The sequence below is a fragment of the Delftia sp. PE138 genome (assembly GCF_018320755.1).
Classification (GTDB): Bacteria; Pseudomonadota; Gammaproteobacteria; order Burkholderiales; family Burkholderiaceae_C; genus Comamonas; species Comamonas tsuruhatensis.
Genome location: NZ_JABEPN010000009.1, coordinates 42,184 through 54,744, shown reverse-complemented (window position 1 = coordinate 54,744; position 12,561 = coordinate 42,184). Strand labels below are relative to the sequence as shown.

Below are 12,561 nucleotides of genomic sequence, written 5' to 3'. Positions count from 1 at the left end.
GGCCTCAATTGCGTGCGCGAATGCTGAGCACGTTGCCGTTGTTGCCATCGACATAGAGCTTCACGGGACGGCCATCGCTGGTCTGGCCCTTGACCTGGTAGAGGCCGTCTTCCCACTCGATCTCGCGCAGGTCGCGGTAGCCCAGGCCTTCCATGCGCTCGAAGACTTCGCGGATGCTCAGGCCCGGCCCCTGGAAGGCGCCGCGCACGGAGGCCACCGTGGTGGCCACGGCTTCGCCGGCCTGCACGGTCACCGAAGGACCGCCAGTGGCGGCGGCCTGGGCCTGCACCTGGGCGACCAGCCCGGCAGTGGCGATCAGAACAATGCCCAGGCCCGTCAGGCCATGGCGTGCAGCGCGGGAAATCAGTTGTCGGATGGAAGGCATGAGGTTCTCCTTGGCATGTGAAGGTCGGCGTCTGGGCCGGCGACTGGGCCGGCGACTGGGCCGGCGACTGGGCCGGCGATTGGGTCGGCGATGCATCTGAAAAGGCCGCATCTGCCGGCTGCTGCGCCTTCGTTTCCGGTGGATTGCGACGGCGTGCAGCCATTGTTCGATGCAGGCCATGAACGCAAGCTGAAGCAGCCGTTCATCCGAGGTTCATCCACGCTGGGCTATAAAGTTTTCCATGCCCACTCCATCCTTCTCCACCCCTCGCAGGCCCTGGATGCTGCTGGCCGCACTGCTGCTGATGGCGGCGGCCCTGGCCTCCTGGACCACGCCCTCGGATGCCGGCGACAGCGACCATGAACTCGCGCGCCAGGCCCTGCAGCAAGGCCGCGTGCTGCCGCTGCGCACCGTGCTCGACCAGGTCGAGCGCGACTACCAGGGCCAGGTCATCAAGGTCGAGTTCGAGCATGACGACGGCCGCTTCATCTACGAGATCCGGCTGCTGCAATCGGGCGGCCGCGTGGCCAAGCTCAAGATCGATGCACGCGATGGCAAGGTGCTGAGCTTCAAGCGCAAGGACTAGACGCAGATGCGAATCCTCGTGGTGGAAGACGAGCCCACGCTGAGCAGCCAGCTCGTGCAGGCGCTGCAGCAGGCCGGGCATACGGTGGAGACGGCGGCCGACGGCGCAACGGCCCAGTACCTTGGCGAGGTCGAGGAGTTCGATGCCGCCGTGCTGGACCTGGGCCTGCCCGTGCGCGATGGCCTGACGGTGTTGCGCGCCTGGCGCGACCAAGGGCGGGTCATGCCGGTGATGATCCTCACGGCGCGCGGCGCCTGGCATGAGAAGGTGGCCGGCATGGATGCCGGCGCCGACGACTATCTGGCCAAGCCCTTCCACATGGAAGAGCTGATGGCCCGCCTGCGCGCCCTGCTGCGCCGGCTCAGCCCGCACGCCAGCGCCCAGTGGCAATGCGGCCCCATCGTGCTGGACTCGCGCCAGGCGCGTGTGAGCGTGGCGGGCCAGCCGCTCACGCTGACCAGCCATGAATTCAAGGTGCTGGCCCTGCTGATGCAGCGCGTGGGCCAGGTGATATCGCGCACCGAGCTGTCCGAACACATCTACCCGCAGGACAGCGACCGCGACTCCAACACCATCGAGGTCTTCGTCGGCCGCCTGCGCAAGAAACTACCGGCCGGCAGCATAGAAACCGTGCGCGGAATGGGCTACCGGCTGGTGGAAGGCGCGCCCGCTGCATGAACGCACCACAGGAAGGACAGGTATCCCGGCTCGGTGATTCGCTGCGCCTGCGCCTGCTGGCCGGCACGCTGGCCTGGGTGCTGGCGGCCGTGCTGCTGGCCGGCTGGGGACTGCGCGGACTGTTCCGCGATCACATCGCGCAGCAGTTGCAGGCGCAGCTGGTGCTGCAGCTCGACCAGCTCAGCGCAGCCGTCAACAGCCTGCCTGGAGGGCGAATCGAAGTCGGACTGGCCGTGGGCGATCCGCGCCTGGCGCAGCCGCTGTCAGGCCTGTACTGGCAGATCGACCAGGTGAGCGATGGGGCGGGCCCGCCCGAGAAGGCCGGCCTGCTGCGCTCTCGTTCGCTGTGGGACCAGACGCTGGACTGGCACCAGTTCCGTGCCGATGCCGGCAATCCCGGCGAACACCGGGAAGACACGGCGTTGAGCACGGGCATGCTGCCCGATGGTCAGGGCCACCCGCTCGTGGCCGTGGCACGCCCCCTGCAATTGCCCGAAGCCGACGCGCCGCCGTTGCGCCTGATCGTTGCGGCCGACAGCGCCCTGCTGGCCGAGCCCATGCAGCGCTTCACCACCATGCTGATCGCCGCACTGGGCACGCTGGCGGCCGGGCTGGCGCTGGCCGTGGTGCTGCAGCTGCGCCTGGCGCTGCGGCCGCTGCAGTTGCTGCGCACAGGCCTGGCCGACGTGCGCAAGGGCGCCACGCCGCGCCTTGAAGGCCGGTTTCCGCAGGAACTGCGCCCCCTGGTGCAGGAGTTCAATCATGTGCTGGATGTGAACGCCGACATGGTCCAGCGCGCGCGCACGCAGGCCGGCAATCTGGCCCATGCCGTGAACACGCCCCTGTCGATTCTTGGCAACGCCGCCGCGCAGGAAAGCGGAGCGCTGGCCGAACTGGTGCGCGAGCAGGTGACCAGCGCCAGCCGCCAGGTGGACCACCATCTGGCCCGGGCCCGCGCCGCAGCGCGCCAGGCCACCGGCTTGCGCACGCCCTTGGAGCCGCCACTGGCCTCGCTGGTGCGGACCATGGAGCGCCTGCATGCCGGACGCGGCATCCGCTTCACGCTGAAGAGGGATGCGCAGCCTTGGGACTTTCTGGGCGACGGCCAGGACCTGATGGAAATCCTGGGCAACCTGCTGGACAACGCCGGAAAATGGGCGGCCCAGGCCGTGAGCCTGGAAGTCCAGGGCCTGGAGCACGATCAGGCCGGCGGCCCCTTGCTGCTGACGGTGGACGATGACGGCCCTGGCATCGAAGACGCCGACCTCGACCGCATCTTCGAGCGCGGCGAGCGCCTGGACGAGCGCAGGCCCGGCGCAGGGCTGGGCCTGGATATCGTGCGTGACCTGGTGCAGACCTATGGCGGCAGCATCGCAGCCAGCCGCTCGCCGCTGGGCGGCCTGCGCATGCAGCTGCACCTGCCCGGAGCGCGACGAGAGGCATGAGCGCGGGAGGCCGCAGGGCAGCGGCTCAACCCCCTCTCAGCGCACGCAGCACCTGCACCAGGGTGTCTGCCTGGGGAAACAGCCAGTCGGCCGCAGCGCCCAGCGCCACGGCGGCCACCAGCGCGCCCAGCACCGGCTTCCAGCTCAGGCGCAGCGCGGCCAGCAGCCAGCCTTCGCGCTCCACCACGTAGAGCGTGCGCGCCATCAGCAGCGCAAAGGCCACCTCCACCGCCACGGCCAGGAACAGGTCGGCCCCAAAGACCAGCCACAGCAGCGACCCGGCGCCCGTGACCGCGACCAGCAGCGCCGCAAACACCAGCAGCACCGGCACCAGGACGACAGCGCCTTCGTCCAGCCCATCGATGCCGGGCACGTCAAAGCCTTGCGACGCCGAGGAAGCGGCTTCGGACATGGCACCGCCGTCGTCCCAGCTGCCGCTGGAGCCACCGCCGCCATAAGAGCCGCCCTGCCCGCTCTCGAATCCGCCAGCCTCGGGCGTGCGGGCCGGTGAAGAACCGCTGCCGCCGGGCGTCACATCGGGAACATCGGACACCTCCCAGTCGCGGCGCAGCATGCATTCGGCCCACAGGCGTACCAGCAGCAGATACAGCAGATAGCCGCAGACCAGGGCCACGCCGTAGCGCAGCGCCATGCTGTGCACGCCCGCATGCAGCAAGGCCAGGCTCAGCAGCGACATGCCGGCCAGGCTGAGGCCGCCCGTCAACGCCGCATGCAGTCGCAGCCAGTGGCGCTGCTGCAGGCGGCGGCGCATGCGGTCTTCCTGCGTGAGCACCACGCGCGTCCACGACGCGGATGGGCGATGGCGCGTGCGCCGGGATGGCCTGGCCATGCGGACTCCTCCCTGAAGCGATGCCCTGGCAGCGCAGCTGCGGGCGATGTCTGGCGGAAAGCCTTATTGCTTGCCGGTGGAGCCGTAGCCGCCCGCACCGCGCTCGGAGGCCGACTCGAACTCCTCGACCACATTGAAGCTGGGCTGCACCACGGGCACGATGATCAGCTGGGCCAAGCGGTCCATGGGCTGCAGCGTGAAGGCCGTGGCCGAGCGGTTCCAGGCGCTGACCATGAGCTGGCCCTGGTAATCGCTGTCGATCAGGCCGACCAGGTTGCCCAGCACGATGCCGTGCTTGTGGCCCATGCCCGAGCGCGGCAGGATCATGGCCGCGTAGCCGGGGTCCTTGAGGTACATGGCCATGCCAGTGGGCACCAGTTGCCATTGGCCGGGCTCCAGCGTCAGCGGTGCATCGATGCAGGCGCGCAGGTCCAGGCCCGCGCTTCCCGGCGTGGCGTAGGCGGGCATGTTCTCGCGCAGGCGCGCGTCAAGGATCTTGATATCAACGTTCATGGAAACAATCTGGGGAGCGCCTCACGGCAGGCTCTCTTGAAAAGCAAAGCGCGCATTGTGCCCCGCGCCGTCACCCGGACGACTTGAGCCCGCTGCGAAAGCCTTTGACGATGGCATTGATGATGGTGAGCAGCAGGATGAAGGGGCCGATGCCCGGAATCACCACGGCCAGGATCAGGCCGATCACGATACCCAGCAACTGGCCCGGACCTATCTTGAAGACCGTCTTCTTGACAGCCTTGGCGGCGGAGGAGGCCTGGGCTTGCTGTGCCCGCGCCGCCTGCCGGCCGCGATCGGCCCTGCCACCATTCCTGTCGCCGTTCCTGTCGCCTGCAGACGGCGGGCGCCCCGGCAGGGCAGGCACCGACGCCTGCTGCGCAGCAATGCGCGCCTTCTCGGCCGCAGCCTGCACCTGCTCGCGCACGCGCTCGACCACGGACTGGGACTGCGCGCCCGGCGTGGCCACCGCATCGGTGAAATCGCTGCGTCCCTGCGCCATCCAGCCGTGGGCCGCAGAGCGGTACAGGGGGCTGGCGCGCAGCAGCTCATCCACATAGCGCACATAGTCGCCGTGGCGGGGACCTTCGTAGGTGTTCTGTGACATGCGGGCCTTCGATGGTGTCAAGGGGCGGGTGGCAGGCGCCGGGCGATCTCGGCCACCAGCTGGCGCGCCAGCAGGGACTTGGAGGCGTGCGGCAGCTCCTGGGTGCCGGACTCGTCGATCAGCAGCAGGGCATTGTCATCCCGCCCAAAGGTTGCGGGACCGATATTGCCCACCAGCAGCGGCACCTGCTTGCGCAGGCGCTTGGCGCTGGCGTGCTGCAGCAGGTCATGGCTTTCGGCGGCGAAGCCCACGCAGTACAGCCGTCCGCTGCGTGCGGGCTCGGACTGCGCGGCGGCCGCCAGGATGTCGGGGTTCTCGACGAAGGTCAGCGTGGGGGTCTGGCCCGAGCCGTCCTTCTTGATCTTCTGGTCTGACGCCGTGGCCGGGCGCCAGTCGGCCACGGCCGCCGTGGCGATGAACACGCCAGCCTGGGGCAGTTGCTGCTGCACGGCATCGAACATCTGCTGCGCCGACTGCACGTCGATGCGCTGCACGCCACGCGGCGTGCGCAGGTGCACGGGCCCGGCCACCAGGGTCACCTGGGCGCCCGCCTCGCGTGCGGCGCGCGCAATGGCAAAGCCCATCTTTCCGCTGGAATGGTTGGTAATGCCGCGCACGGGGTCGATGGCCTCGAAGGTCGGGCCCGCCGTGACCAGCACCTGGCGGCCCTGCAGCAGCTTGGGCGTGAAGAAGGCGGCCAGCTCCTCCATGATTTCCTCGGGCTCGAGCATGCGGCCGTCGCCCACCTCGCCACAGGCCTGGTCGCCCGTTCCCACGCCCAGCACCAGTGCGCCGTCGGCGGCCACCTGCGCCAGGTTGCGCTGCGTGGCCGGGTGTGCCCACATCTCGCGGTTCATGGCCGGAGCCAACAGCAGGGGCACGCGGTCCATGGGGCGCGCCAGGCACATCAGGCTCAGCAACTCGTCGGAGCGGCCCTGCACCAGGCGCGCGATGAAGTCGGCGCTGCAGGGCGCGATCAGCATCGCGTCGGCCTCGCGGCTGAGGTTGATGTGGGGCATGTTGTTGGGCTCGCGCGCGTCCCACTGCGATCCGTAGACAGGGCGGCCCGACAGCGCCTGCATGGTCACCGGCGTGATGAACTGCTCGGCCGCCTCGGTCATCACCACCTGCACGGTGGCCCCGGCCTGTACCAGCAGGCGCACCAGCTGGGCAGATTTGTAACAAGCCACGCCTCCGGAGAGGCCGAGCACCAGATGTTTACCAGCGAACACTTCAGTCATGGCGCGCAATTTAGCAGAGCCGCAACGTCCGAGCAGCCCCGCGCGGCGCGGCGAATTCGGCGGCGCATCTATAATCCTGCTTTACCACCACCAATAAAAGACATGACCAAATTTGTCTTCGTCACAGGCGGTGTGGTGTCTTCCCTGGGCAAGGGAATCGCCTCAGCCTCCCTTGCTGCGATCCTCGAATCGCGCGGCCTCAAAGTCACTCTCATCAAGCTGGACCCGTACATCAACGTGGACCCGGGCACCATGTCGCCCTTCCAGCACGGTGAAGTGTTCGTGACCGACGATGGCGCAGAGACCGATCTGGACCTGGGCCACTACGAGCGTTTCATCGAAACGCGCATGAAGCAGTCCAACAACTTCACCACCGGCCGCATCTACCAGAGCGTTCTGGAGAAGGAGCGCCGCGGCGACTACCTGGGCAAGACCGTGCAGGTGATCCCTCACGTGACCAATGAAATCCAGGAGTACATCAAGCGCGGCGCCGGCATCGGCACGCCGGATGCCGTGGACGTGGCCATCTGCGAAGTCGGCGGCACGGTGGGCGATATCGAGTCCCTGCCCTTCCTCGAAGCCGTGCGCCAGCTGGCCCTCAAGCAGGGCCCCAACAACACGGCCTTCGTGCACCTGACCTACCTGCCCTGGATCGCCACGGCTGGCGAGCTCAAGACCAAGCCTACGCAGCACACCGTGCAGAAGCTGCGCGAGATCGGCATCCAGCCCGACGCCCTGCTGTGCCGCGCCCAGCACCGCGTGCCGGACGAGGAAAAGGAAAAGATCTCGCTGTTCACCAACGTTCCCGAATGGGGCGTGATCTCCATGTGGGACGTGGACACCATCTACAAGGTGCCCCGCATGCTGCACGAGCAGGGCCTGGACGGCCTGATCTGCGACAAGCTGCGCCTGAACACGCCGCCCACCAACCTCAAGCGCTGGGATGACCTGGTCCACGAGACCGAGCACCCGCAGGGCGAGGTCAAGATCGCCATGGTCGGCAAGTACGTCGAGCTGTCGGACGCCTACAAGTCCGTCAACGAGGCGCTCAAGCACGCCGGCATGCAAAGCCATGTGGCCGTGAAGATCACCCATGTGGACTCCGAGACCATCAGCGACGCCAATGCGCGCGACAAGCTCTCGCAGTACGACGCCATCCTCGTGCCCGGCGGCTTCGGCTCTCGCGGCGTGGAAGGCAAGATCTCCACGGCCCGCTACGCCCGCGAAAACAAGGTGCCCTACCTGGGCATCTGCCTGGGCATGCAGGTGGCCACCATCGAATACGCCCGCCATGTGGCCGGCCTCGAAGGCGCCAACTCCACCGAGTTCGACCCCAAGTCCGCCAACCCCGTGATCGCCCTGATCACCGAGTGGAAGGATGCCGACGGCACGGTCAAGACCCGCGACGAGAACTCCGACCTGGGCGGCACCATGCGCCTGGGCGCGCAGTCCTCCGACGTGCAGGCCGGCACGCTGGCCCACAGCATCTACGGTGACGTGGTCACCGAGCGCCACCGCCATCGCTATGAAGCCAACGTCCAGTATCTGGACCAGCTGCGCGAAGCGGGCCTGGTGATCTCGGCGCTGACCCAGCGTGAGCAGCTGACCGAGATCGTCGAACTTCCCAAGGAAGTTCACCCCTGGTACATCGGCGTGCAGTTCCACCCCGAGTTCAAGTCCACGCCGTGGAGCGGCCACCCGCTGTTCAATGCCTTCGTGAAGGCTGCGATCGAGCGCCAGAAGGCACCGCGCAAGTCCTGAGCCCCGCAACGCCGCCCACCATTTCCCAAGGAATCCCCACCATGAAACTCTGCGGCTTCGACGTCGGCCTCGACCGGCGCTTCTTTCTCATTGCAGGCCCCTGCGTCGTCGAGTCCGAGCAGCTGCAGATGGACGTGGCGGGGCAGCTCAAGGAAATCACGGCGGCCCTGGGCATCCACTTCATCTTCAAGAGCAGCTACGACAAGGCCAACCGCAGCTCGGGCGCCAGCTTTCGCGGCCCGGGCATGGACAAGGGCCTGGAGATCCTCGCCAAGGTGAAGAAGGACCTGCAGGTCCCCATCCTGACCGACGTCCACACCGAGGCCGAGATACCGGCCGTGTCCCAGGTCGTGGACGTACTGCAGACGCCGGCCTTCCTGTGCCGCCAGACCGACTTCATCCGTGCCGTGGCCCAGTCGGGCCGGCCGGTGAACATCAAGAAGGGCCAGTTCCTGGCCCCGCATGACATGAAGAATGTCATCGACAAGGCCCGCGCCGCCGCCAAGGAGGCCGGCCTGCCCGAGGACAGCTTCATGGCCTGCGAGCGCGGCGCCAGCTTCGGCTACAACAATCTGGTCTCGGACATGCGCAGCCTGTCCATCATGCGCGAGACCGGTGCGCCCGTTGTCTTCGATGCCACGCACAGCGTGCAGCTGCCCGGCGGCAACGGCACCAGCAGCGGCGGCATGCGCGAGATGGTGCCCGTGCTCTCACGTGCGGCCGTGGCCGTGGGCGTGGCGGGCCTGTTCATGGAAACCCATCCCAATCCTCCCTGCGCCCTCAGCGACGGCCCCAACGCCGTGCCGCTCAAGCACATGAAGGCCCTGCTCGAAACCCTGGTCGCGCTCGACGACGTGACCAAGAAGAACGGCTTCCTCGAAAACGACTTTGGAGTCTGACCCATGGCCAGCGGCTACATCATTGCGTCCGTCACCGTCACCAAGCCCGAGCAGTACGAGGAGTACCGCAAGTGGAGCACCGAGGCCATGCGCGCGCATGGCGCCGAAGTCTGCGTGCGCGGCGGCAAGGTCGAAGTGCTCGAAGGCGACTGGAACCCCGGCCGCACCGTGATCCTCAAGTTCCCCAGCTTCGAAGCCGCCAAGGCTTTCTACGACACGCCCGAGTACCTGCGTGCCCGCGAAGCCCGCGAAGGCGCGGCCATCATGCGCATGGTCTGCGTCGAGGGTGTCTGACCGCGGCCAGCGATACCCGGCCCGTCAAGAGCGCAGCGCATACAAAGCCATCCACCCAATTTGTGCACAATGGCCGCCGCCCGATCGCAGATACTGCGCCGCGGAGCATGGCTGTGCACGGTGGCGCGGCAGCCTGCCACGCCACCGACCACACATACCGCTTGCCCGGCAAGCACCAGGGCGCAACCTCACCGGAACCCGCCTGCACACCGATTTCAAAAACCGCAAAGGAAATGCCATGAGTGCAATCGTTGACATCGTAGGCCGCGAAGTGCTGGACAGCCGCGGCAACCCCACCGTCGAGTGCGACGTGCTGCTGGAATCGGGCGTGATGGGCCGCGCGGCCGTGCCTTCGGGCGCGTCCACCGGCTCGCGCGAAGCCATCGAGCTGCGTGACGGCGACAAGAGCCGCTACCTGGGCAAGGGCGTGCTCAAGGCCGTCGAGCACATCAACACCGAAATCTCCGAAGCCGTGCTGGGTCTGGACGCCTCCGAGCAGGCCTTCCTGGACAAGACCCTGATCGACCTGGACGGCACCGACAACAAGGGCCGCCTGGGCGCCAACGCCATGCTGGCCGTCTCCATGGCCGTGGCCCGCGCCGCTGCCGAAGAGGCCGGCCTGCCGCTGTACCGCTACCTGGGCGGCATGGGCGGCATGCAGCTGCCCGTGCCGATGATGAACGTCATCAACGGCGGCGCGCACGCCAACAACAGCCTGGACCTGCAGGAATTCATGATCATCCCCGTGGGCGCGCCTTCGTTCCGCGAAGCCGTGCGCTGGGGCGCCGAAGTCTTCCACGCGCTCAAGAAGATCATCCACGACAAGGGCATGAGCACGGCCGTGGGCGACGAAGGCGGTTTTGCGCCTTCCGTGGAAAACCACGAAGCCGCCATCCAGCTGATCCTGCAGGCCATCGAGAACGCAGGCTACAAGGCCGGCGAACAGATCGCCCTGGGCCTGGACTGCGCCGCCAGCGAGTTCTACAAGGACGGCATGTACGTGCTGGCCGGTGAAGGCAACCTGACGCTGACCGCCACCCAGTGGACCGACATGCTGGCCGGCTGGTGCGACAAGTACCCCATCATCTCCATCGAGGACGGCATGGCCGAAGGCGACTGGGATGGCTGGAAGATCCTGACCGACCGTCTGGCCGCCAAGGTCCAGCTGGTGGGCGACGACCTGTTCGTCACCAACACCAAGATCCTGAAGGAAGGCATCGACAAGAAGATCGCCAACTCCATCCTGATCAAGATCAACCAGATCGGCACGCTGACCGAAACCTTCGCCGCCATCGAAATGGCCAAGCGCGCAGGCTACACGGCCGTGATCTCGCACCGCTCCGGTGAAACCGAGGATTCGACGATTGCCGACATCTCGGTGGGCACCAATGCCGGCCAGATCAAGACCGGCTCGCTGAGCCGTTCGGACCGCATCGCCAAGTACAACCAGTTGCTGCGCATCGAGGAAGACCTGGGTGACATCGCCCACTACCCCGGCCGCGAGGCTTTCTACAACCTGCGCTGAAAAGCGTTAGGCTTGCAAGCCATCGGGCCTGCAAGCCTTTTTCCTTTCCGCAACATCTGCTGCCATGGTCAACCGCGTCGTCCCCCTTGTCCTGCTCGCCCTGCTCGCCGCCGTGCACGCGCAGTTGTGGCTGGGCCACGGCAGCGTGGCCTATGTGAAGGAACTGCAGCAGCAGATCCACGACCAGAACGTGGCCAACGCGCTGGAAAAAGCCGAGAACGACCGCCTGGCCTCCGAGGTCAACGACCTCAAGGACGGCTTGGCCATGGTCGAGGAAAAGGCCCGCAGCGAACTGGGCATGGTCAAGCCCAACGAGATCTTCGTGCAGATCGTGCGGCGCTGAACATAGTTCACGCCATCGATTTGAAGCCGGCCCTCAGGCTGTACGTGTCAAGGACATGGGTAACAACTCAGCTCACAGACATGGGTAACACTTCAAGCTCACATAGTCCTTCTGGGGTCCTCGCACATCCTCTTCGTTGAAGCAGCCCAGTCGCACCGGCCCCAGATACACATCCCACTGCCCAGCGGCCACCTCCTGCATCCCGATCCACTGCCCCGCCAGCAGGTAGCCTATGTAGATCCGCAGCGCTCGCCAGTAAATCAAGCCGTTGTGGCTGACCCGAACTCTTTCCCAATGCTTCGGATACTCCAGCTCCGGTAGCTTTGAGGGGTATGGCCTGACCGAGTCGCTGTAGTGCTGGGCCGGCATGCTTTGCTGCAAGGCCTCATGCGGGCGCTGCTGGTTGTAGTGCTCCACAAAGGCATCGAGCTGCATCTGCAATGCCGCTTTGTCCGCCGCAGGCTCTTTGCCCAGGGCATGCTTGACCGTGCGGTGCATCCGCTCGTGGCGACCGTTTTGCTGTGGCTTGCCCCTCTCGATGCGCTCCGGCCTGATGCCCAGCCTTATCCACCATATCGCCAGGCGTGACAGGCCCGCCACGCCAGTAGTCGCGAACGGCGGACCGTTGTCACTGCGTATGCGCTCGGGCAGTCCGTATTGCCGAAACACCTGTTCGAAGCTGCGTTTGGCATCCTCGTAGTTGGGGCTGTCGTAGACATGCACGGCCAGCAAATAGCGGCTGGCGTGGTCCATGATGGTCAATGGGTAGCACCAGTGACCATCGGCTGTCTTGAACTGGCCTTTGTAGTCTGCACTCCACACCCCATTGGGCTGCTTGCTCGTTCGCAAGGGCTGGGCCGTAGGCACCGAGCGTCTGCGTACACGCCTGCTGCAAACAAGCCCCTCAGCCTTCAGCACGTTGTAGATGGTGGTTTTGCTGGGTGTCTCCTGTGGGCCCCAGCGCTGCAGGAGCAAAGCGTGCAGCTTCTTGGGCCCCATCTGTGACCTTTGCTGCGTGCGCAGCTCAATGATGGCCCGGCGCTGTGCATAGCTGATCGCCTGATTGTTCCCGTGGGGCCTGCGACTGCGCTCTTGCAATCCATCCATGCCCAGTTGGCGGTAACGCTCAACCCACTTGTAGGCCGTCTTGCGGCTGATGCCGTAGCGCCTGCACAGCTCGCTCAGCGGCACGCCACTGCGCAGATGGTCGGCTATGAAGAGCAGTTTCTCGTCCATGGGTGCGCACTCCTTCCAGGGCATGGTGATCGCTCCTTGGCTGCTGTTGGCTCCAGCTGCCAAGCTTGGATCTGTTACCCATGTCCTTGTACTGATGTGTCACCTATGAGTGTGAGTCGTACCGGCCGGCTTTTTTTCGCGAATTTCTTGCACTTGGCAATTAGAATAAGGTAAAAACAGTCCGCACGCGACATGTGCCCA

At 66.2% G+C, this 12,561-nt stretch carries 14 protein-coding genes; 8 read left to right on the top strand and 6 right to left on the bottom strand.

Annotation, left to right across the window (positions count from 1 at the left end; translation table 11 throughout):
- Nucleotides 1-4 precede the first annotated feature (4 nt).
- A complete protein-coding gene (locus HFGMBDPB_RS24895) occupies nt 5-385 on the bottom strand; it encodes a PepSY domain-containing protein (protein ID WP_043789865.1) in 381 nt (126 codons plus the stop codon).
- Nucleotides 386-665: 280 nt separating this feature from the next.
- On the opposite strand from HFGMBDPB_RS24895, the gene HFGMBDPB_RS24890 reads away from it, so the two are divergent.
- Genes HFGMBDPB_RS24890 through HFGMBDPB_RS24880 form a run of 3 tightly spaced genes read left to right on the top strand, consistent with a single transcriptional unit; the run spans nt 666 to nt 3,094 of the window.
- A complete protein-coding gene (locus HFGMBDPB_RS24890; RefSeq protein ID WP_012206897.1) occupies nt 666-971 on the top strand; it encodes a PepSY domain-containing protein in 306 nt (101 codons plus the stop codon).
- 6 nt (nt 972-977) lie between these two features.
- Entirely contained in the window at nt 978-1,649 is a 672-nt protein-coding gene (locus tag HFGMBDPB_RS24885) for a response regulator transcription factor (RefSeq protein ID WP_212646503.1), read from the top strand.
- Nucleotides 1,646-3,094, top strand: a complete 1,449-nt coding sequence (locus HFGMBDPB_RS24880) for an ATP-binding protein (RefSeq protein ID WP_212646502.1) — start codon at nt 1,646-1,648, stop codon at nt 3,092-3,094. Before HFGMBDPB_RS24885 ends, HFGMBDPB_RS24880 begins: the two co-directional genes overlap by 4 nt.
- Nucleotides 3,095-3,119: 25 nt before the next feature.
- Here the strand turns inward: HFGMBDPB_RS24880 and HFGMBDPB_RS24875 are convergent, their stop codons facing one another.
- From HFGMBDPB_RS24875 to coaBC, 4 genes are all read right to left on the bottom strand, one after another.
- Nucleotides 3,120-3,944 carry a hypothetical protein gene (locus HFGMBDPB_RS24875; RefSeq protein WP_160851770.1) on the bottom strand — a complete coding sequence of 275 codons (825 nt, stop codon included), beginning with the start codon at nt 3,942-3,944 and terminating at the stop codon, nt 3,120-3,122.
- A gap of 63 nt (nt 3,945-4,007) precedes the next feature.
- A complete protein-coding gene (gene dut, locus HFGMBDPB_RS24870; protein WP_017404378.1) occupies nt 4,008-4,457 on the bottom strand; it encodes a dUTP diphosphatase in 450 nt (149 codons plus the stop codon).
- A 70-nt stretch (nt 4,458-4,527) separates the two neighbouring features.
- The gene (locus HFGMBDPB_RS24865; protein ID WP_047219403.1) at nt 4,528-5,061 is read right to left on the bottom strand and encodes a hypothetical protein; all 534 of its coding nucleotides are present in this window, start codon (nt 5,059-5,061) and stop codon (nt 4,528-4,530) included.
- Between the two features lie 17 nt (nt 5,062-5,078).
- Complete coding sequence (coaBC, locus tag HFGMBDPB_RS24860) at nt 5,079-6,302, bottom strand: bifunctional phosphopantothenoylcysteine decarboxylase/phosphopantothenate--cysteine ligase CoaBC (protein ID WP_026062130.1); 1,224 nt, start codon at nt 6,300-6,302, stop codon at nt 5,079-5,081.
- 102 nt (nt 6,303-6,404) lie between these two features.
- On the opposite strand from coaBC, the gene pyrG reads away from it, so the two are divergent.
- The 5 genes from pyrG to ftsB all read left to right on the top strand — a co-directional run bounded on the left by pyrG (nt 6,405) and on the right by ftsB (nt 11,124).
- The gene (gene pyrG / locus HFGMBDPB_RS24855; RefSeq protein ID WP_016447642.1) at nt 6,405-8,063 is read left to right on the top strand and encodes a CTP synthase; all 1,659 of its coding nucleotides are present in this window, start codon (nt 6,405-6,407) and stop codon (nt 8,061-8,063) included.
- Between the two features lie 41 nt (nt 8,064-8,104).
- Complete coding sequence (gene kdsA, locus HFGMBDPB_RS24850) at nt 8,105-8,962, top strand: 3-deoxy-8-phosphooctulonate synthase (RefSeq protein WP_017404374.1); 858 nt, start codon at nt 8,105-8,107, stop codon at nt 8,960-8,962.
- 3 nt (nt 8,963-8,965) lie between these two features.
- Nucleotides 8,966-9,256, top strand: a complete 291-nt coding sequence (locus tag HFGMBDPB_RS24845; protein WP_016447644.1) for a DUF1330 domain-containing protein — start codon at nt 8,966-8,968, stop codon at nt 9,254-9,256.
- A 238-nt stretch (nt 9,257-9,494) separates the two neighbouring features.
- A complete protein-coding gene (gene eno, locus HFGMBDPB_RS24840) occupies nt 9,495-10,781 on the top strand; it encodes a phosphopyruvate hydratase (protein WP_012206907.1) in 1,287 nt (428 codons plus the stop codon).
- 64 nt (nt 10,782-10,845) lie between these two features.
- Nucleotides 10,846-11,124: a cell division protein FtsB gene (ftsB, locus tag HFGMBDPB_RS24835; RefSeq protein WP_012206908.1), complete on the top strand. Its 279-nt coding sequence runs from the start codon at nt 10,846-10,848 to the stop codon at nt 11,122-11,124.
- A gap of 72 nt (nt 11,125-11,196) precedes the next feature.
- On the opposite strand, the gene HFGMBDPB_RS24830 is transcribed toward ftsB, so the two are convergent.
- Nucleotides 11,197-12,384 carry an IS481 family transposase gene (locus tag HFGMBDPB_RS24830; RefSeq protein WP_212646501.1) on the bottom strand — a complete coding sequence of 396 codons (1,188 nt, stop codon included), beginning with the start codon at nt 12,382-12,384 and terminating at the stop codon, nt 11,197-11,199.
- Nucleotides 12,385-12,561: the final 177 nt, after the last annotated feature.

Bases quoted from the DNA above. Each gene is read 5' to 3' on its own strand.
- HFGMBDPB_RS24865 (WP_047219403.1), bottom strand. From the start codon at position 5,061: ATGTCACAGAACACCTACGAAGGTCCCCGCCACGGCGACTATGTGCGC.
- HFGMBDPB_RS24845 (WP_016447644.1), top strand. From the start codon at position 8,966: ATGGCCAGCGGCTACATCATTGCGTCCGTCACCGTCACCAAGCCCGAG.
- HFGMBDPB_RS24895 (WP_043789865.1), bottom strand. From the start codon at position 385: ATGCCTTCCATCCGACAACTGATTTCCCGCGCTGCACGCCATGGCCTG.
- HFGMBDPB_RS24885 (WP_212646503.1), top strand. From the start codon at position 978: ATGCGAATCCTCGTGGTGGAAGACGAGCCCACGCTGAGCAGCCAGCTC.
- kdsA (WP_017404374.1), top strand. From the start codon at position 8,105: ATGAAACTCTGCGGCTTCGACGTCGGCCTCGACCGGCGCTTCTTTCTC.
- HFGMBDPB_RS24830 (WP_212646501.1), bottom strand. From the start codon at position 12,384: ATGCCCTGGAAGGAGTGCGCACCCATGGACGAGAAACTGCTCTTCATA.
- pyrG (WP_016447642.1), top strand. From the start codon at position 6,405: ATGACCAAATTTGTCTTCGTCACAGGCGGTGTGGTGTCTTCCCTGGGC.
- HFGMBDPB_RS24890 (WP_012206897.1), top strand. From the start codon at position 666: ATGCTGCTGGCCGCACTGCTGCTGATGGCGGCGGCCCTGGCCTCCTGG.
- HFGMBDPB_RS24875 (WP_160851770.1), bottom strand. From the start codon at position 3,944: ATGGCCAGGCCATCCCGGCGCACGCGCCATCGCCCATCCGCGTCGTGG.
- dut (WP_017404378.1), bottom strand. From the start codon at position 4,457: ATGAACGTTGATATCAAGATCCTTGACGCGCGCCTGCGCGAGAACATG.
- HFGMBDPB_RS24880 (WP_212646502.1), top strand. From the start codon at position 1,646: ATGAACGCACCACAGGAAGGACAGGTATCCCGGCTCGGTGATTCGCTG.
- ftsB (WP_012206908.1), top strand. From the start codon at position 10,846: ATGGTCAACCGCGTCGTCCCCCTTGTCCTGCTCGCCCTGCTCGCCGCC.
- eno (WP_012206907.1), top strand. From the start codon at position 9,495: ATGAGTGCAATCGTTGACATCGTAGGCCGCGAAGTGCTGGACAGCCGC.
- coaBC (WP_026062130.1), bottom strand. From the start codon at position 6,302: ATGACTGAAGTGTTCGCTGGTAAACATCTGGTGCTCGGCCTCTCCGGA.